This window comes from Sphaerisporangium viridialbum (assembly GCF_049674955.1).
Classification (GTDB): domain Bacteria; phylum Actinomycetota; class Actinomycetes; order Streptosporangiales; family Streptosporangiaceae; genus Sphaerisporangium; species Sphaerisporangium viridialbum.
Genome location: NZ_CP187232.1, coordinates 5,309,785 through 5,327,556, shown reverse-complemented (window position 1 = coordinate 5,327,556; position 17,772 = coordinate 5,309,785). Strand labels below are relative to the sequence as shown.

Here is a 17,772-nt window from a genome sequence, read left to right as displayed (position 1 = left end):
CTTCGCAGGCGCGCCACCGTGCCACCTGCCCGGAGAGAGTCAGGGGTTCTTCCGCCAGATGAGGACGGCGGCGACGGCCAGCAACACGGTCGCCGCTATGTCGATCCGCGCCACGCGCGTCGTCGCGCTGTTGAGACCCGACGTGGAGTACGCGAGCAGCAGGAACGATCCCATGCTGATCGCGCCGGCCGTAACGGCGGGGATGCGCAGTGACGGGATGAACGCCGCGCAGATCAGGGAGAGTCCGACGAGCCCCAGCAGGACGGCCCGGTGGCGCAGGAGCATCGCCAAGTCGGCGGAGCCGGGGCCGTCGACCGACACTCCGTACGCCGTCGTGATCTGGGACGGCGCGAACGCGACGAAGCCGGGCAGGAGGTTCACCGCCCCGACGAGGAGAAGCAGAGCGGTCGCGACGCGGTTGAGCCACATGTCAGTCCTTCTGTGGGCGGGAAGGGGCGATCGGAGTGCTGGGCCAGCATGTCCGCATGCGACCGGCGCCGCTTTCAGAAACATGTCGCGATCAGGCTTCGCTGTGTTCATGAGGTGCGAGGGCGCGCCGGGTTCCGGCCGCCTCAATCTGGGCTGGGCTCAGAGTCCGTGGACCGTGGTGACGTCCGCGAGCCCGGAGATGGACAGCACGGGGGCCAGGAGAGAGTTGGCGACGAGTTCGATGCCAGAGGCATGGGCGAACAGCACGGTCAGACCGGCGCTGTCGACGTACTCGGACCGGCGCCACCGCGCCCACGCGACCCAATACCGCAGGTCCCGGCCGCGTTACACCGGCGCGGACGGGCCAGGCGGTGAGGGCGTGCACCGACGCGGGAGCGATGTCGGCGGTGATCAGGGCCCCGGCTGGCCGACCGGCGGCGAGGCGCCCGGTCGTCAGGGGGTGAAGATCTCCTGGAACTTCACGATCTTGCCTTTGTACACGGTGATGAGCGCCGGACGCCGGCCGGACTTCAGGCGGGAGGTGACCACCTTGCTCGAACAGCGCTTGTCGCCCAAGCCCTTGTGGTCCACGGTCACCTCCGTGCCCTTGCACCCGGTGGCGCTGTAGTACGCGAGCTTCGCCGAGACGGGGGAGGCGTAGGCGGTGACGTCGCCCTCGGGCGGGCCGGTGAACCATCCTTCGGTGTTGCCGGTCTTGTCCTTCACCCACTTGATCGGCGTGTACTCGGCCACCCCGGCCTTGTAGTACGTGACCCAACCGCGCAGGATGCCGTCGTGCCGCGTGCTGATCCGCTTGGTGAAGTCGTGGCGCGGATCGGTCTGGAAGGACGTCCCGAATATCTTGGGCTGCTTGAACTTCGGGATGGTGGCGGCGTCGGCGGCGACCGCCCCGGCGACCAGCGTGGCGGCGACCGTGGCGGCGACCGTCGTGGTCCGGAAGAGAACGCTGAGAGACGCCGAGGGCTTCGCGGAAGGCTTCATGACAGATGAGACTGTCAGAGCCGGCATTTGGTTGGCACATCCGATGATCGTTCGAAATCCGCGTGGGGGAGGCAAGGCCGCGACTCCCGACGCGAGGCGCACCGTCTGCGGCGCGGACGCTCAGTAGCGGACGGAGCTCTGCGTCAGCGGGGGATAGACGGTCGACGGGTCACCGTCCACCGTGGCTCCGGCGAACTGCAACATCGCGCGCGACGCGCCGTGCATCGGTGCCGGGTAGTTCAGGGTCGGGGCCGACACCTCGTCCAGTACCCGGAGGTGCTCCGGGCTGAGGGGCACTTCCAGGGCGGTGAGGTTGTCCTTGAGATGTTCCATGCGCCTGGCGCCGAGGATGGGCACGACGGTGCCTTCACGGGCGCGCAGCCAGGCCAGCGCCACCGCCGCGGACGTGGTCCCGAGTTCGCCGGCGATCGCGGCGACGGCGTCGATGACCGTGAACTCCTCCTCGCTGGGGCCGCCGACGAAGGCCGTGCGGGCGGAGTCGGTGACCTGTGTACCGCGCCGGTACTTGCCCGACAGGAAACCGTTCTTCAGCGGGCTCCAGGGAACCAGCGCCATGCCCTGGTCGAGCGCGAGTGGCGCGAGTTCGCCCTCGACGGTGCGGGCCAACAGCGAGTACTCGACCTGCAGCGCGATCAGCGGCGTCCAGCCCTTCAGCAGCGCCGTCGTCTGGGCCTGTGCGGTGACCCAGCCCGGGGTGTTGGAGAACCCGATGTAGCGGATCTTTCCGGCCCGGACGAGGTCGTCGAGGGTGCGCAACGTTTCCTCGATCGGAGTGTGCCGGTCCCAGTTGTGCAGCCAATACAGGTCCAAGTAGTCGGTGCGCATCCGGCGCAGGGACTCGTCGAGCTGGGCAATGATCGACGACCGGCCCGCACCGCCACCGTTCGGGTCACCGGGGAAGAGGTTGGCGAAGAATTTCGACGCCAGCACCACACGCTCACGCCGGCCGGGGTGGGCGGCGAACCAGTCCCCGAGGATCTTCTCGGAGTGGCCGTTGGTGTAGAAGTTCGCGGTGTCGATGAAGTTCCCTCCCAGATCGAGGTAGGTCGCCAAGATCTTCTCTGACTCCTCGACGCTGCACCCGGCAGCCCCCGGATCCTCTCCGAAGGTCATGGCTCCGAGCGCGAACGGGCTGACCCGCAGCCCCGACCTGCCGAGGGTGACGTAGTGATCGAGCGGCATGAACGCTCCTCCTTTGTGTCGGAATGTCCCCGCCATGTAAGCGCGATCCGCGTGGTCCGCGGTAGACCGATCCGCGCCGGAGCTTGCACAATCCTCTCGAATTCGCCTGGATCGGGCTTGCCGCGGCGAGGTCGCGGATGCCTCCGCGACCGAGCCCCTGGGCCGGGATCGCGATCCCGGCCACGAGTACCGGCGCCCGCGGCGGCGAGACGTACGATCTTCGTCCCCCGGCTGGGCCTCAGAGCTTGCCGAGTCCGCGGGCCAGGATGGTGGCGGTCTTCGCGATGGCCTTGTTGTCGGTGGCGAGGCCCGCGGAGCGGTTGGTGTAGATCGCCATGATGATGGGAGCGGCGCCCTTCTCGGGCCAGATGACGGCGATGTCGTTCCCACCGCCGAACCCCGAGGAGTTGGTGCCGGTCTTGTCGCCGATCGTCCAGGTCTTGGGCAGGCCGGCGCGGATGCGCTCGTCGCCGGTCTTGTTCGCGATCAGCCAGGCGTTGAGCTGCTCCCGGTCCTTGGCGTGCAGCGCCTTCCCGGTCGTGAGCACGCGCAGGTCGCGGCCGATGGCCGCGGGCGTGGTGGTGTCGCGCTTCTCCTTGGGGGTCCAGTCGTTGAGTTCGGGGTGCCGGCGGTCCATACGGGAGATCGGGTCCTTCAGCGTGCGGAAGTACTTCGTCAGGCCGGCGGCCCCGCCGATCTGCTTGATCAGCAGGTTGGACGCGGTGCCGTCGCTCATCGTGACGGCCGCCTCGCACAACTGGGCGACGCTCAGGCCGTCCTCGACGTGCTTCTCGGTGATCGGCGAGTTGGGCTTCAGGTCGGCGGCCGTCCACTTGACGACCTTGCTCATCAGGCCGGGCTCGGAGGTGCGCGCCTTGTGCAGCACGGCCGCGCAGAGGGGCGCCTTGAAGGTGGACAGCAACGGGAAGCGCTCGCCCGCCCGATACGTCACCGTCTTGCCGGTGGCCGTGTCGATGGCGTACGCGCCGATGCGGCCCTTGAAGGACACCTCCAGCTTGCGCAGGTCCTTCCTGACCTGGACCTCTCCCGAAACCGCCGCCGGCGCCGCTGCCGCTGCCGCCGCCGGGGTCGCCGGCGCCGTTGCCGCCGCCGCCGGGGTCGCCGGCGCCGTTGCCGCTGCCGGCGCGGCCGAGGCTGTTTCCGCGCCGGGGCCGCAACCGGACAGGAGGGAGATCGCCAAGGCGGTCGCGGGCAGCGCGGCCGCGAGCCGGCGGGCGCGGAAGTATCGCATGTCAAATCCTTTGCTTGCCGTATGTCAGAGATCAGGAGCAAAGCAGATGTGATCAGGAGATGTCTAATATCGGTCTTAGAAATCAATCGATATCGATTTCCATATCGCCAACACCGGCCGCGCGTTCATCGTCGAACGTTTCCCGATCTTCCACGCCATATGATCACCCGGATCGTCCGGGATCACTAGTTGGGAATCCCCTGTGGCTGATAGGTCGGATGAGTGGAAGGGCAGCATCGACAAGACCAGGCCGAGCATCGCGAGGGCCTACGACGTCGTCCTCAACGGCAAGGACAACTTCGAGGTCGACCGCGCCTTCGTCGCCGAGATCGTGAAGGTCGTACCCGAGATCTACGACGTGGCGACCTGCAACCGGGAGATCCTCGGCCGAGGGGTGCGGTTCCTGTCCGGCCAGGGCATCGCCCAGTTCATCGACCTGGGCTCCGGGCTGCCGACCGTGGAGAACACCCACCACGTCGCGCAGCGCGCGAACCCCGGGTCACGGGTCGTCTACGTCGACAACGATCCGATGGTGCTGGCCCACGGCCGGGCGCTGCTGGCGGAGAACGACGGTACGGCGGTCGTCACCTCCGACCTGCGCGACCCGGCCGTCAAGAAGCTCATCGACTTCGACCAGCCGGTGGGTGTGATGCTGGTCGGCATCCTGGCACGACGACGAGGACCCCCGCGGGATCGTCGAGGCCTACATGGCGGCCGTCCCGTCGGGCAGCCACCTCTTCATCACTCACTTCTGCGCCTCCACCCAGGACGCCTGACGGTGGGTCAGCGGCTCATGTACGGCGGGATCGCCCGCAAGCCCTAGGAGTGTCCTGAAGATCTTGGTGGTCTTTTCAGATCGGGATCGAGGATTCACACTCGGGTCATGATGGGCCGTCGGATGGCTCCGGCCGGGCCTGAGGTGTGGGTCGTGTGCCGGGAGTTGATCCCGGCCGGGAGCGTATTCGCGTTCCTGGCCGAACACCGGCGGGTGTTGTTCCCGCCGGAGTCTTTTGCGGACATGTACGCGCCGGTCAACGGGCGGCCGTCGGTCCCGCCGGATCTGCTGGCGACGGTGGTGGTGCTGCAAGCACTGCACGGCCTGTCGGACGCAGAAGCGGTTGCAGCGCTGCGGTTCGATCTGCGGTGGAAGGCCGCCTGCGGGCTGGGGTTATACGACCAGGGGTTCGATCCGTCGCTGTTGATCTATTTCCGGCGCCGCCTGGCCCGCTCTGCCGACCCGGACCGGATCTTCCAGACCGTCCGCGCCGTGATCGCACAGACCGGGGTGCTGGCAGGCCGGATACGGCGGGCGCTGGACTCGACAGTGCTCACCGACGCGGTCGCCACCCAGGACACCATCACCCAGCTCATCGCCGCGATCCGCCGGGTGGCCCGCCAGGTGCCCGGGGCCGCCGCGATCGTCGCGACACACTGCCACGCCCACGATTACACCGACCCGGGCAAGCCGAAGATCGCCTGGGACGATGAGCAGGCCAAGACCGCCCTGGTCAGCGGCCTGGTCACCGACGCGCTCACCCTGCTGGACCAGGTGGCCGGACAGGACCTGGACGAACCTGCGGCTGGCGCGGTCGGCCTGCTGGCACTGATCGCCGGCCAAGACGTCGAGCCCGCCGACGGCTCCGACGGCACCGACGGACGGTGGCGGATCGCCCGCCGCACCTCTCCAGACCGGATCATCTCCACCGTCGATCCCGAGGCCCGCCACATCCACAAGAGCGCGCAGCAGCGACAGGACGGCTACAAGGCCCACCTGGCCGTCGAACCGGAGACCGGCCTGTTCACCGCGGTCGCCCTGCGCCCCGGCGCCGGAGCCGACCACCACGAAGCCGCCCTCACCCCCCAACTGCTCTGCGGTGAGAGCGGCCCGCTGCAGATCCTGGCCGATGCCGCCTACGCCGCGGCCGATCTACGCGCCGCCCTGACAGCCGCCGGGCACCGGCTGCTGATCAAGCCACCCGCGCTCAAGCCCGCCGTCCCCGGCGGGTTCACCCTGGACGACTTCCACATCGACACCACCGCCGGCATGGTCACCTGTCCCGCCGGGCACATCGTCGCACTCGCTGCTCCCGCAGGCCGCTACCAGCAGCGCCGCGCCACCTTCACCGGCCTGTGCGCCGCCTGCCCTCTGCGCGATCAGTGCACCACCGCCAAGACCGGTCGCATCCTCACCATCCGCCCCCACCACGACCTGCAAGCCGCCGCCCGCCACCAGGCCGCCACCGACCCTGACTGGCAGGACGACTACCGACGCTGGCGGCCCATGGTCGAACGCGCCGTCGCCTGGCTGGTCGCTCGCGGCAACCGCCGCCTGCCCTACCGCGGCACCCACGGCAACGACCGCTGGCTCCACCACCGCGCCGCCGCTCTCAACCTCCGCCGCCTGGTCAACTTAGGACTCGCCTACCTCAACAACACCTGGATGCTCACACCCACCACCCCATAGTCGGCCGACGGGCCAGGTCATACCAACCCACCACACCAAGATCTTCAGGACACTCCTAGGAGCTGTTTCTTAGATCTCCTGACAGCGGGCGCCGGGTTGGTGACGCTTGGTGTATGGGTCGTGGTGATCTAACGAACGCGGAGTGGGAGCGGCTGGAGCCTTTGTTACCGCCGGGCGGGGCACGCGGAGGCCGGTGGAACGATCATCGGATGGTGCTCAACGGGGTGTTCTACCGGGCGCGTACGGGGGTACCGTGGCGCGATCTTCCTGAGCGGTTCGGGTCGTGGGTGACGGTTTACAAGCGGCATCGCCGCTGGTCGGCGGATGGCACGTGGGAGCGGCTGCTGGCCGTGGTCCAGGCGGCCGAGGATGCTGCGGGCCGGGTGGATTGGGATGTGTCGGTGGATTCCACGATCACGCGGGCGCACCAGCACGCGGCTGGTGCCCCGCGTACGCCGCCGCCGGTTTCGGCGTTAAAGGGGGGATCGGCCGGGACAAAGCGGGGCGATCCGGTGTGGCGGGGGCTGCGCGTCCAGTTGGAAGAGGTGGTCAGACAGGCGAGTGCTTAGGACGCTCGCGGGGTGGATTCTCCACCAAGATCCACTTGTCCGCCGATGGGCGGTGCCGTCCGCTGTCGATGTTGATAACCCCTGGGCAGCACGGGGACAGTCCGCAGTTTCGGCCGGTGCTGGAGGCGATCGGCATCCCGCGTATCGGTCCGGGCCGGCCGCGTACCCGCCCTGACAGTGTGAGTGCCGACAAGGCCTATAGTTCCCGCGCCAACCGGGCCTACCTGCGCCGCCGCAAGATCCGGCACACCATTCCCGAGCCGCGTGATCAGCGGGCCAACCGGCGCAGGCGCGGCTCGGCCGGCGGGCGTCCGACCGGGTTTGACGCCGACCGCTACAAGAAACGCAACGTTGTCGAGCGGGCGATCAACCGGCTGAAGAACTTCCGGGCCGTAGCCACCCGCTACGACAAGCGCGCCTACATCTACCTCGGGACCATCACTGTCGCCACCTTGGTCATATGGCTCCGCACGTGATCCAGGAAACAGGCCCTAGCTGTGTTGATCTCGCGGAGTGCCCGCCTGCGCGCGCAGTGCGGCGGCCCGCTCCTCCAGGAGCCGGGCTTGCTCCTCCAGAGATGGTTCTGGTGCGGCCGCGATCTGCTCGGCCGGCAGTGAGGTCTCGGCCGGTCGCTGGGCCTGGCCGGCGGGATTCTGCTCGTCCATCTTGGTGGTCTCCGCCTTGAAGATCCGCAGCGACTGTCCCAGGGCGCGAGCGGTGTCGGGCAGTTTCTTCGCGCCGAACAGGACCACGAACGCCAACGCCACGATCACCCAATGCATCGGGCTAAGTGAACCCATGGCACCTGTTCCCTTCTTGTTGTTCCCGTTGGACAACAGCGTACGGTGCCATCCGTTCGCTTACGTCGCCGCACTGCTGTAGGCGATGACCGGGCCGGTCACGGTGAGGTGGACGGGGGTGCCGGGGCGGGGGGTGCGCGTGCCGCTGACGCGAGCCGTCACCTGCGGGCCGTCCGGCTGGAGGGTCAGCGCCACGGTGGCATCGTGGCCGAAGTAGGTGATCGCGTCGATGACGGCCGGCACGCCGGTGCCTTCCGACAGGATCTCTATCTGCTCGGGGCGGATCAGCACCTGCGCCTCGCCCTGTACGGTGCCCGGGCGGGTGGCCAGCTCGCCGAGCGCGCACCGGGCCGTCGTGCCGCTGATGACGGCGGGGATGAGTACCGCGGCGCCGACGAAGTTGGCGACGGCGGGATCAGCGGGGGTGGTGTAGACGTCGTCGGGGGTTCCGACTTGCACCAGGCGCCCCTGGCGCATGACCGCCACCTGGTCGGCGAGTGACAGGGCCTCGTTCTGGTCGTGCGTCACCAGGATCGCCGTGGCCTTGGCCGATTGCAGTGCCTGGGCAACGGCCTGGCCCGTGGACAGCCGCAGACTCGCGTCCAGAGAGGAGAAGGGCTCGTCCAGCAGGACGATCGAGGGCCGGGGAGCCAGCGCACGGGCGAGGGCGACACGCTGCTGCTGCCCTCCGGACAGTTCGTGCGGTTGCCGCTTGGCGGTCGCGGCGTCGAGTTCGACCAGGTCGAGCAGCTCGTCCAGCTGCCGGCGGGAGCGGCGGTCCGCTCGGGGGAGGCCGAAGGTGATGTTGTCGGCGACGCTGAGGTGCGGAAACAGCGCCCCTTCCTGCGGGACGTAACCGACCTTGCGTCGCTGGGGCGGGACCGCCGTACCGGGCCCGGAGACCATGGAGTCGCCGAAGGCGATGGTGCCCCCGTCAGGGGTGGCGAAGCCCGCGACCAGGCGCAGCAGGGTGGTCTTGCCGCAGCCTGAGGGCCCGAGCACGGCGGTGATGCCGTGCTCGGGCACGTCGAGGTCGACGCCGGCCAGTGCCTGTACGGATCCGAAGCTCTTGGTGAGCCGCCGGATGGTCAGGGCGGTCACGCGGACCTCCTCGTGGCGATGGTGAGCAGGTAGGTGGCCGGTGCGGAGATCAGCACCATCAGTGCCGCGTACGGGGCACCCGCCCCGTAGTCGACGTCACGGACCGAGCCCCAGAACTGGGTGGCCAGAGTCTGGGTGCCGGTGGGGGAGAGCAGCAGCGTCGCGGTGAGCTCGGTGAGGACGGCGAGGAACACCAGCGCGGCACCGGCGCCGATCCCCGGGGCGATCAGCGGCAGGATCACCCGGCGCATCGTCGCCGTGCCGCGGGCCCCCAGCGAGTGGGCGACGTCGTCGAGGACGGGGGGAACCTGGGCGATCGCCGTTCGGGCGCTGACCATCGCACGCGGCAGGAACATGATCACGTAGGCCACCAGCAGCAGCCCGGTCGTCTGGTACGCGGGCTGTGCGAACCGGATCGACACGGTGATCAGCGCCAGCGCGACCACGATGCCCGGGAGGGCGTTTCCCACATATGTGCTGCGCTCGACAAGGCTGCTCACCCGGCCACGATGGCGTACCGCCAGCCACGCGACCGGCAGTGCGCATCCGGCCGTGAGCAGGGCGGCCATCAGCGCCAGCCCGATCGTGGTGCCCGCGGTGAGCGCCAGGGTGGCCAGCGGGAACGCCGTCGAGGCGCCCACGACGAGCCAGTACACGAGGCTGCCCAACGGCACGCCGAGCGCGAGGATCACCACGGCGAGCACCGCGAGGGTGGACGGCACGGCGAGGAGGCCAAGGCGTACGGGCTGGGCCTTTCTGGCCGCACCGGAGCCGACGCGTGCGTAGCGCCGGCGCCCTCGCAGGCGGAGCTCGGCGACCAGTAGCAGTGCGCAGAACACCACCAGCACGCTCGCCAGCATGTTGGCGGACTGGTCGTCGTACGCGGAGCGGTACTGGTCGTAGATCGCGGTGGTGAACGTCGGGAAGCGCAACATCTGCAGGGCGCCGAACTCGGCGAGCAGGTGCAGTCCGATGAGCAGGACTCCCCCGAGTAGCGCCGGGCGTAGCTGAGGGAGGACCACCCGGGCGAGCGTACGCCACGGCCCAAGGCCGAGCGAGCGGGCGGTCTCCTCCAGCGCGGGGTCGAGGCCGCGCAGGGCCGCGGCCACCGGCAGGTACACCAGCGGGTAGTAGGCCAGGGTCACGACGAGCATGGCGCCGCCCGGGCCTTCGACAGCACCGGTGATCGAGACCCAGCCGAAGCTGGTGACGAACGCGGGAACCGCGAGTGGCGCCGCCAGCAGCACGTGCCAGACCTTGCGTCCCGGCAGGTTCGTACGCTCCACCAGCCACGCCGCGCCGGTGCCGACCACCGCGCTCGCGACCATGCAGCCCACCATCAGTTCGGTGGTGTTCAGCAGCAGCTCGCCGACGCGCGGCCGGACGATCAGCCGCCAGGCCTGGTCCCAGCCGATGCCGATGGTGTAGGCGACGACGAAGACCAGCGGGATGGCGGCGACGAGGCCCACGACTGCGCACAGGACGAGCAGCAGCGGAGGGTACGCCCCATCGCGGCGTACCCTCCTGTTCGCACTCCGGGAGAGTGGGACGGTGCTCAGAGCAGACCTGCCTGCCGCATGAGCTCGGTGACCTTCGGCCCGTTGAGCGATGAGATCTCGACGTCCGGCGGGCTCAGCTCGCTGAGCGGCTTGAGCTTGGGATTGGTCGGCACGTCAGCGGAGATGGAGTATTCCATGGCATTGCTGTCGGCCAGCACCTGCTGGCCGTTCTTGCCGGTGAGGTACTTCACCAGCGCCTGAGCCTCGGCCTGGTGCTTGCTGGCCTTGAGCACGCCTGCCCCGGAGACGCCGAGGAACGCGCCGGGGTCCTTGCCGCCGAAGAAGTGGAGCTCGACGTTCTTGCTGTTGGTGCCCGCCTCGGCGCGGTCCTGGTACCAGTAGTAGTGGTAGATCACGGCTGCCGCGATCTCCCCGGCGTTCACCGCACGCATCGCGGCGCCGTTGCCCTGGTAGATCTTCGCGTTCGCCTTGAGTCCCTTGAGCCATTCGGCGGTGGCGGCCTCGCCCTTCAGCGCGAGCACCGCGCTGACGATGGCCTGGAAGTCGGCACCGGCGGCCGCGACGCCGAACTTCCCCTTCCACTGCGGCTGCGCCAGGTCCATGACCGACGCGGGCAGTTGCGCGGGCGTGAGCTGCTGGGAGTTGTACGCCAGCACCGTGGAGCGCGCCGCGAACCCGACCCAGTTCCCCGTGGTGGGCGCGTACTGCTTGCCCACCTGGGACAGCGTGGCCGGGTCGAGATTGGCCAGCCCGCCCTTACTGTCCACCAGCGTCATCGCGGGGGAGTTCTCGGTCGCGAAGACGTCCCCTGGTGAAGCGGGCCCCTCCTGGACGATCTGGTTTGCCATGTCGGGGTCTTCCCCGGACCGGATGTCCACCTTGATCCCGGTCTCCTTGGTGAACCCCGCGACCATCAGTTTCATGAGGTCTTCGTGCTGGGCGTTGTAGAGCGTGATCGTCGGCTTGTCCGTGGAAGCCGACGAACCCGGCGAAGCCGTACCCGCCGAACTTCCACACCCCGCTGTGACCATGGCGACGGCCAGTGAACCCACCACGGCCAGCACTCTGCCGACGTTCCGCATTTCTCATCCTTAAGTAAGCCTTAGCTAACTTAGGGGAGCCTAAGGCAGTCTGCGGTTCCTGTCCATCGCAGGCCGCTGTTGGCGGCTCTGGCTCAGGACTCCCCGAACCCGGAGAAGGAGATGCTGGAGGAGGCGCCTCCGGGGAAGCCGTGGCGGGGCTCGTCGAAGCCGGGCGGCCCGTCGTACTCCTCATCGTTCTCATGGACCTGCTCGCCAGAGCCGAGCAGAGATCTGGTCAGCGCCTCGCGCTCGCCGAGCATGTCCTGCAGCGCCCCGCCCAGGTGCTGGTCGGTGAGCGTCGGCACGGTGTCGCCGTTCCGCAGCGCTGCGAGCACCGCGCGGCGCAGCAGCTCCTTGAAGAACGACGCCGTGGCGCCCTCGGTCTTGGCCACGATCGGCTCGATGTCGGCCTCCAACCGCAGGTCGCGGGCATAGAGCCGGAGCAGCGCGGCCCGCCCGGCGGCATCCGGTTTGGGGATCTCCACGGCCAGATCGACCCGGCCGGGACGGTCGGCGAGCGCCCGCTCCAGCACGTCTGCCCGGTTGGTGGTGAGGACGAACGTGACGTCGGCGTCGGCGCCGACCCCGTCCATCGCGTCGAGCAGCGCGAACAGCAGCGGGTTGCCGTCCTCGGTGTAGGAGCGGTCGCGGGCGACCAGGTCAACGTCCTCCAGGATGACGATCGCCGGCTGCAGCCGCCGGGCGAGCCCCGCGGCCTGGGTGACGTAGCGGATCGCCGAGCCGGTCATCACGATCACCGTGCAGTCGCGCATCCGGCCCATGAGGTAGCGGACACTGTGGGTCTTGCCGGTGCCAGGGGGGCCGTGCAGCAGCAGGCCGCGCTTGAGGTGCTGGCCGTGCTCCCGCAGCCGTACCGCGTGCTCGGCGATCCCCACGATGTGCCGCTCGATGGTGGCCAGTACGCCGTCGGGGAGGATCACCTGGTCGGCGGTCAGCTCCGGACGCGGGAGGAACGTCACCAGGTCGTTGCCGCGGTGCTCGCTCCACACGAACGACAGGATCTGACCCTGGTAGACGTCGTGCTCGCGCATCAGGCGCTCGATCTCGTCGCGGGTGCGCTTGGCGCCGTGCCGGTCCGGGGCCAGCACGACCACCTGACAATGCGGCATGTGCTCGTGCCCCGCCCGCACCCCGACCACCACCGGAGTGCCGTCGGGGGAGCGGGTCAGGACCAGGCCGAGGGAGACCACTTCGGTGGTCTGGTCGGGGCCGGTCGCGGCTGTGGCGTAGTCGACCGCGCCGGGCTCGAACCGCTCCCAGCCGCGGTCCGCGCTGGCCAGCATGTTGACGAAGTCGTTGTGCTCGCGGCCGTGTCCGGCGATCCCGAACCACTCGGCCCCGGAGCTGTGCGCGGCCAGGTAGGCGTCCACGCCGCGCTGCAGGTTGACGTGCTCCCAGGCGGGGAAGGTCTCGACCACGTTGACGACGTTCTTCAGATCGCATCCGAGGTGCCCGGTCACCCGCGCCACCAGCTCGGGCCTTTCCCGTGCCGCGTCCAGCTGTTGGTGCGCGTCTTTGAGAATCTCGCTCAGAGCCTGGGCCAGCCCTTGGGCGTCACTGAGGTCCATGCGTCCACATTGGCAGACCTCCCAGACAGTTCCACCCCGCTGCGAAGGCGGGCCGAAGCTGTTGACGGGTGGCACGGCGTTTCGTACGTTCCACGAGGGGGCCGTCTCCTGTCGCCCGGGCTGGAAGGGGTTGCGATGACCGCCGAGCCGGATCCGAACGGGAGTTGGCCGGACATCGTCCCGGGACCGCTCGCCACGCCGCCGCCGGAGTTCGCCCACAGGCGCGAGTCGGGGCCGCTGGAGCCGGCGGCCATGCCCAGCGGCGACCGAGTCCCGCTGGCCGTCAGGTACGAGGACGTCCGCGCTCTGCTGGCCTCGCCCACGTGCAGCCGCAACCTGCGCATACCAGGGCTGCCGCGGCTGGTGAGCGGCATAGGCATCGACGACGACCCGGACGCGCTGATCAATCAGGACCCGCCTGAGCACACCCGCTACCGCCGGATCATGCAGGGCACCTTCACTCCGCGCCAGATCGAACCGTGGCGCCCCCGCATCGCGAACATCGCCAGAGAACTCCTCGACGCGCTGGGCGACGAATTCGACCTGGTCCAGGGATACGCGCTGCGGCTACCGGGCCATGTCATCTGTGAGATGCTCGGCGTGCCGATGGACCACTACGAGCAGTTCGTCCGGTGGACGGACATGTTCCTGACCACCTCCACGGCCAACGAGCAGGCACGTTACGAGGGCTACACCGAATTCATGGCCTATGCCGCCGAGCTGGTCGCCCAGCATCGGGCCAAGCCCGGCGATGACCTTGTCGACCTGCTCATCCAGGCCAGGGACGAGGACGACCGGCTGTCGGAAGGAGAGCTGGTCAACACCGTCTTCTCTCTCATCACGGCCGGTCACGAGACGACGGCCTCAATGATCGCCCGCGGTGTCTTCAGGTTGCTCCTCCACCCCGGCCAGTGGGCCGAGCTGGTAGCGGACCCGGCCCTCACGGCCACCGCGGTCGAGGAGATCCTCCGCTTTGACGGGCCGCCCGCCAGCGCCTTCATGCGCCGGGTCACCGAAGACATCGACCTTCCCAGTGGCTCGCTGGGCGCCGGGACGGTCGTCATGCCGAACCTGAACGCTGCCAACCACGATCCGCAGGCGTTTCCCGAGCCGGGACGGTTCGACATCCACCGCTTCGTCCACCACCCCCCGAACCCGCATGTGGCATTCGGTTACGGCCCGCATCGCTGCCTGGCCGCCAGCCTCGCCAGGGTCGAGCTCACCGAGGCGATCAGAGCCTTGGTCACCCGGCGACCCGCCCTCCGCCTGACCGCGTCACCCGAATCGGTGACCTGGACCGATGGCCTGGTCTACCGGCCCGTCGCCATGAACGTGACCACGGGCGGATGACCTCATCCGTGTGAGCCGCTCGTTCATGATCGGAAATGCGCCGAGGCCGTGTGCGATGCTTCCGCAACGCCACCGGCGCCCCCCGGTCAGAGTCGATCGGGGGGCGCCGGCCGTGTGTCACCGCTGGGACGGAGCGGGTGTGGGGATCACGGGTAGGAGGTGACGGTGGACGGGACGGTGGCGGTGCCGGACGCCGGGGCGCCGGTGTCGTTGATGACGTGGTTGTACTTGCCCATGCCGCCGAGGGAGACGACGAGCACGCTGTGGAACTTCACGTTCGGCTTCACCGGAACCTCGAAGCCGTGGTCGGCCTCGATGGCGGGGTCGCTGGTGAAGTTGCAGTAGCTGCCCAGGCCCCAGCCCTCGTGGGTGGTGACCGCGTTGTCCACCTTGTAGGCGGCCCAGCCCTTGATGCCGCCGTTCATGTACGAAGCCTGGTTCGGCGGGTCGTAGGGGAGCTCGTTCTGGAAGAAGATGGTGCGGCCACGCTCGCCGAGCCACTCCACGTTGTATTTCTGGTAGTGCTCGACGAAAAGACCCGTGGCGAGCACGTCGTCGCCGTACACCCGCAGTCCGTAGTCGGCGGTGTTGACGGTCCAGCCGACGCCGCTGCCGTGGTCGGCACGCCAGAGCCAGGTGTGGTCGATGATCACGTCATCGCTGTAGACGGCCACGCTGGTCGTCGCCTTGCCGGCGAACTGCCCGCCGATGCGGACGAACACGTCCTGCATCGACGTCGGGTTGGCGGAGTGGTCGGTGTGGACGCCCTGCCGCCCGATCTCCAGCAGCGTGGGCGAGTTGACCGTGCCGGCGTCGATCAGGAAGCCGTTGAGCTTCACCCCGTCCACGTCGGCGACCTTGATCGCGGTGACGCCGTTGTCGGGGACCAGCGTCGCGAGTCCCAGACCCATGACGATGGTGTCCGCCCTGTTCACGTTGAGCGTCTGGCTCAGGTGGTAGATGCCCGGAGTGAACAGCAGGTGCAGCCCCTGGGTGAGCGCCTGGTTGAGGGTCGCGGCGGTGACGCCCGGCTTGGCGACGTAGAACTGGTCGAGCCCGATGGACGTGCCCGGGGTCGCGCCGCCCGCCCAGGTGGTGCCACGCGCGTTGACGCGCTTGCTGGGGACGAACACCTTGTAGGTGTTGCCCTCCAGGTACAGGTACGGCTTCTCGCGGCTGACCGGCGTGTTGTTCAGCGTCGTGTACCGCGGCTCGGGGAAGCCGTTGGCCGGAGCGCCCTCGACGCCGGAGAAGACCATGTTCCAGACGCCGTTGGTCCAGCCGCCGATGGTGCTCTCGCGGGTGTACCACTGCTGCTGCGAGTACGGCCCGACGGTGCCGTCGATCTTGCTGTCGGCGATGTAGCCGCCGCTGGCCCAGCCGTAGCCCGACGGGGCCAGGTTCAGCCCGCCCTTGATGTGCATGCGGCGGAACGGCGCGGCCTGGGCGACCGCCCAGCGGTTGGTGCCGTCGTAGGGGGCGACGGACAGGTTCTCGGTCGACCGCCAGAAGTTCTGGGTGGCGTTGCCGTTGAACCAGCCCGCGTCGACGCTGACACCCTTCACCGTGACGTCGTCGGGGTTGCGCCCGAGGCCGTAGACCGAGGTGTAGAAGCCGGTGTCGACGTTGACGTCGTAGCTTCCCGGCTTGAACATCAGCGCGTACCGTCCGTTGCCGAACTGCGCCGCCTCCTGCTGGGTGAAGATCTGGGTGATCTGCGACTGGATGGTGGCGGCCGACATGGAGGGGTCGAAGACCTTCACGTTCGGGCCGAGGTCACCGCCACCCGGCAGCTGCGGCCCGCCGCCCCCGGTCGTGGTGTGGACGGCGACCTCCCACAGGGAGTAGCCGTAGCCGGTCCCGCGGGCGGTGCCGTAGATGCGGACGTACCGGCCCGAGCCCGTCACGTCGTAGGACGCCACGCCGCCGGTGGCGCCGGTGACCTTCTTCAGGTCGGTCCAGGTCGTGCCGTTGGCGGATGCCTGGATCGCGAAGTCCTTGCCGTACGCGGCCTCCCAGTTCAGGTCGATCTTGCAGATGTCCTGAGCCGAGCCGAGGTCGACCTGCACCCACTGCGGGTCGCTGGACAGGCTGGACCAGCGGGTGCCGGTGTTCCCGTCGAAGGCGTACTTCGCGGCGTTGCCGGCGCCCTGCTCCGACGACGCGCTCGCGGGCTTGTTCAGGGCGGCGTTGCCGGCGTCGCACGGGCCGGTGGTGCCGCCGCCGGTGTCGCCGTACACCTGGAACTCCCACAGGGAGTATCCGTAGCCGGTGGCACGGGTGCTGCCGAGCATCCGGACGTAACGGCCGTTGCCCGTCACCGTCAGGGTGTCGATGCCACCGTCACCGCCGGTGACCGTCTGCAGGTCGGTCCAGGTCGTGCCGTTCAGCGAGGACTGGATCTTGTACCCGGTGGCGTAGGCGGCTTCCCAGTTCAGCACGACCTTGCTGATGGGGGCCGCGGCGCCCAGGTCCACCTGGAGCCACTGCGGGTCGCTGGCGGCACTGGACCAGCGGGTGGCGGTGTTGCCGTCCACCGCGTAGGCCGCGGGGGTGCCGGCGTTCTCCGTCGACGAGGCCGTCGCGGTTTTGCCCTGCGAGAGCAGGGTCTCGGCGGCGTGCGCCGGGGCGACGACCGCGGGTACGGCGAGCAGGCCGCCCAGGACCGCGAGTGCGGCCCCGATGGGTCTTAGTCTCATGTCATTCCGTTTCCACTTTTCGAAGGTACGGGGGGGTACGGGGGCGCCTCCCGCCCACGGATGCGCTCGGTGCTCGGCCATGGCCGGTGGATCGAGCACCGCTCGCGAGGGCGGGGTGTCCGGCAGCTAGCACTAGATGCCGGAATCGTGAAGCGAGTGGCCGTAGGAGTTGCCGCGCGGGGTGAGTGCGAGCCGGGGTTCGGGGAGGTCGAGGTCGTCGGACCCTCGGTCGCCGGTCGTGGTGGCCTGGGCGCTGGTCCAGGCGGTGCCGTTGGTGGAGGTCGGGATCTCGTACGCGTTGCGGAACTCATCCCCGTCGAAGTCGGCGGCGGACCTGCCGGCGGCGGGTGCCGCGGTCCGCGAGCCGACCTTCATGGCGGTGATCGGACCGCGTTCCAGCTCGCCGAATCGGAACCGGCCCGGACGTCGACCTGGATGCACGATCTCTCCTCGTGAAAGGGGATGCCTGTCGCACGGGGCGACAAGAATGTGGGAGAGCGCTCTCCGACATGAGAGTGCCCTTGGCGAGTGATCGGTGTCAAGGCTCATCTTTCAACACGGAAGAAACGTGCTGCTTACCAGCCGGAAACCTGACCGCCCGAATCTCGTCCCCTTCGGGTGCCGCGGTCGCATGATGTCCGGGTCGCAGGTTTCCGCCCAGGTGGCCGCGGGGGTCGGCGAACCTGCCTCGCCAAAGGCATTGACCGTCGGA

The 17,772-nt window shown here is 69.0% G+C and carries 15 protein-coding genes; 4 read left to right on the top strand and 11 right to left on the bottom strand.

Going from position 1 to position 17,772, the window contains the following annotated elements; genetic code table 11:
• Positions 1-39 precede the first annotated feature (39 nt).
• From ACOZ38_RS23835 to bla, 4 genes are all read right to left on the bottom strand, one after another.
• Positions 40-429 carry a hypothetical protein gene (locus ACOZ38_RS23835; protein ID WP_424533389.1) on the bottom strand — a complete coding sequence of 130 codons (390 nt, stop codon included), beginning with the start codon at positions 427-429 and terminating at the stop codon, positions 40-42.
• 453 nt (positions 430-882) lie between these two features.
• Positions 883-1,431, bottom strand: coding sequence for a hypothetical protein (locus tag ACOZ38_RS23830; protein ID WP_424533388.1), 549 nt, complete (start codon positions 1,429-1,431; stop codon positions 883-885).
• 120 nt (positions 1,432-1,551) lie between these two features.
• The gene (locus tag ACOZ38_RS23825) at positions 1,552-2,634 is read right to left on the bottom strand and encodes an aldo/keto reductase (protein WP_424533387.1); all 1,083 of its coding nucleotides are present in this window, start codon (positions 2,632-2,634) and stop codon (positions 1,552-1,554) included.
• A 238-nt stretch (positions 2,635-2,872) separates the two neighbouring features.
• A complete protein-coding gene (gene bla, locus ACOZ38_RS23820) occupies positions 2,873-3,886 on the bottom strand; it encodes a class A beta-lactamase (RefSeq protein ID WP_424533386.1) in 1,014 nt (337 codons plus the stop codon).
• A 202-nt stretch (positions 3,887-4,088) separates the two neighbouring features.
• Between bla and ACOZ38_RS23815 the strand changes: the two genes are divergently transcribed.
• The 3 genes from ACOZ38_RS23815 (at position 4,089) to ACOZ38_RS23805 (ending at position 7,395) form a co-directional block, all read left to right on the top strand.
• The gene (locus ACOZ38_RS23815; RefSeq protein WP_424533385.1) at positions 4,089-4,709 is read left to right on the top strand and encodes an SAM-dependent methyltransferase; all 621 of its coding nucleotides are present in this window, start codon (positions 4,089-4,091) and stop codon (positions 4,707-4,709) included.
• A gap of 60 nt (positions 4,710-4,769) precedes the next feature.
• A complete protein-coding gene (locus ACOZ38_RS23810; RefSeq protein WP_424533384.1) occupies positions 4,770-6,350 on the top strand; it encodes an IS1182 family transposase in 1,581 nt (526 codons plus the stop codon).
• 113 nt (positions 6,351-6,463) lie between these two features.
• Positions 6,464-7,395 (top strand): IS5 family transposase gene (locus ACOZ38_RS23805; RefSeq protein ID WP_424532632.1). Its coding sequence is split into 2 segments (ribosomal slippage): positions 6,464-6,808 and positions 6,811-7,395, totalling 930 coding nucleotides; the frame shifts between segments, so codons are not numbered across the junction.
• A 15-nt stretch (positions 7,396-7,410) separates the two neighbouring features.
• Here the strand turns inward: ACOZ38_RS23805 and tatA are convergent.
• The 5 genes from tatA to ACOZ38_RS23780 form a co-directional block, all read right to left on the bottom strand.
• The gene (gene tatA, locus ACOZ38_RS23800) at positions 7,411-7,701 is read right to left on the bottom strand and encodes a Sec-independent protein translocase subunit TatA (RefSeq protein ID WP_424533383.1); all 291 of its coding nucleotides are present in this window, start codon (positions 7,699-7,701) and stop codon (positions 7,411-7,413) included.
• A gap of 78 nt (positions 7,702-7,779) precedes the next feature.
• On the bottom strand, positions 7,780-8,820 hold the full coding sequence (locus tag ACOZ38_RS23795; protein WP_424533382.1) for an ABC transporter ATP-binding protein: 1,041 nt from the start codon (positions 8,818-8,820) through the stop codon (positions 7,780-7,782).
• Positions 8,817-10,289 carry an ABC transporter permease gene (locus ACOZ38_RS23790; protein WP_424533381.1) on the bottom strand — a complete coding sequence of 491 codons (1,473 nt, stop codon included), beginning with the start codon at positions 10,287-10,289 and terminating at the stop codon, positions 8,817-8,819. Before ACOZ38_RS23790 ends, ACOZ38_RS23795 begins: the two co-directional genes overlap by 4 nt.
• Positions 10,290-10,375: 86 nt before the next feature.
• Complete coding sequence (locus ACOZ38_RS23785) at positions 10,376-11,422, bottom strand: iron ABC transporter substrate-binding protein (protein ID WP_424533380.1); 1,047 nt, start codon at positions 11,420-11,422, stop codon at positions 10,376-10,378.
• Positions 11,423-11,514: 92 nt separating this feature from the next.
• Positions 11,515-13,011, bottom strand: a complete 1,497-nt coding sequence (locus tag ACOZ38_RS23780; RefSeq protein WP_424533379.1) for an AAA family ATPase — start codon at positions 13,009-13,011, stop codon at positions 11,515-11,517.
• A 135-nt stretch (positions 13,012-13,146) separates the two neighbouring features.
• On the opposite strand from ACOZ38_RS23780, the gene ACOZ38_RS23775 reads away from it, so the two are divergent.
• Positions 13,147-14,361 (top strand): cytochrome P450, encoded by a 1,215-nt coding sequence (locus ACOZ38_RS23775; RefSeq protein ID WP_424533378.1) that lies wholly within the window; start codon positions 13,147-13,149, stop codon positions 14,359-14,361.
• A 146-nt stretch (positions 14,362-14,507) separates the two neighbouring features.
• On the opposite strand, the gene ACOZ38_RS23770 is transcribed toward ACOZ38_RS23775, so the two are convergent.
• Positions 14,508-17,060 (bottom strand): discoidin domain-containing protein, encoded by a 2,553-nt coding sequence (locus ACOZ38_RS23770; protein WP_424533377.1) that lies wholly within the window; start codon positions 17,058-17,060, stop codon positions 14,508-14,510.
• Positions 17,061-17,192: 132 nt separating this feature from the next.
• Entirely contained in the window at positions 17,193-17,501 is a 309-nt protein-coding gene (locus tag ACOZ38_RS23765; protein ID WP_424533376.1) for a hypothetical protein, read from the bottom strand.
• Between the last annotated feature and the right edge of the window lie 271 nt (positions 17,502-17,772).

What these genes read in the sequence shown, in the direction of transcription:
- tatA (WP_424533383.1), bottom strand. Translation starts at nt 7,701, where the DNA reads ATGCATTGGGTGATCGTGGCGTTGGCGTTCGTGGTCCTGTTCGGCGCG.
- ACOZ38_RS23835 (WP_424533389.1), bottom strand. Translation starts at nt 429, where the DNA reads ATGTGGCTCAACCGCGTCGCGACCGCTCTGCTTCTCCTCGTCGGGGCG.
- ACOZ38_RS23810 (WP_424533384.1), top strand. Translation starts at nt 4,770, where the DNA reads ATGATGGGCCGTCGGATGGCTCCGGCCGGGCCTGAGGTGTGGGTCGTG.
- ACOZ38_RS23775 (WP_424533378.1), top strand. Translation starts at nt 13,147, where the DNA reads ATGACCGCCGAGCCGGATCCGAACGGGAGTTGGCCGGACATCGTCCCG.
- ACOZ38_RS23770 (WP_424533377.1), bottom strand. Translation starts at nt 17,060, where the DNA reads ATGAGACTAAGACCCATCGGGGCCGCACTCGCGGTCCTGGGCGGCCTG.
- ACOZ38_RS23825 (WP_424533387.1), bottom strand. Translation starts at nt 2,634, where the DNA reads ATGCCGCTCGATCACTACGTCACCCTCGGCAGGTCGGGGCTGCGGGTC.
- bla (WP_424533386.1), bottom strand. Translation starts at nt 3,886, where the DNA reads ATGCGATACTTCCGCGCCCGCCGGCTCGCGGCCGCGCTGCCCGCGACC.
- ACOZ38_RS23830 (WP_424533388.1), bottom strand. Translation starts at nt 1,431, where the DNA reads ATGAAGCCTTCCGCGAAGCCCTCGGCGTCTCTCAGCGTTCTCTTCCGG.
- ACOZ38_RS23785 (WP_424533380.1), bottom strand. Translation starts at nt 11,422, where the DNA reads ATGCGGAACGTCGGCAGAGTGCTGGCCGTGGTGGGTTCACTGGCCGTC.
- ACOZ38_RS23780 (WP_424533379.1), bottom strand. Translation starts at nt 13,011, where the DNA reads ATGGACCTCAGTGACGCCCAAGGGCTGGCCCAGGCTCTGAGCGAGATT.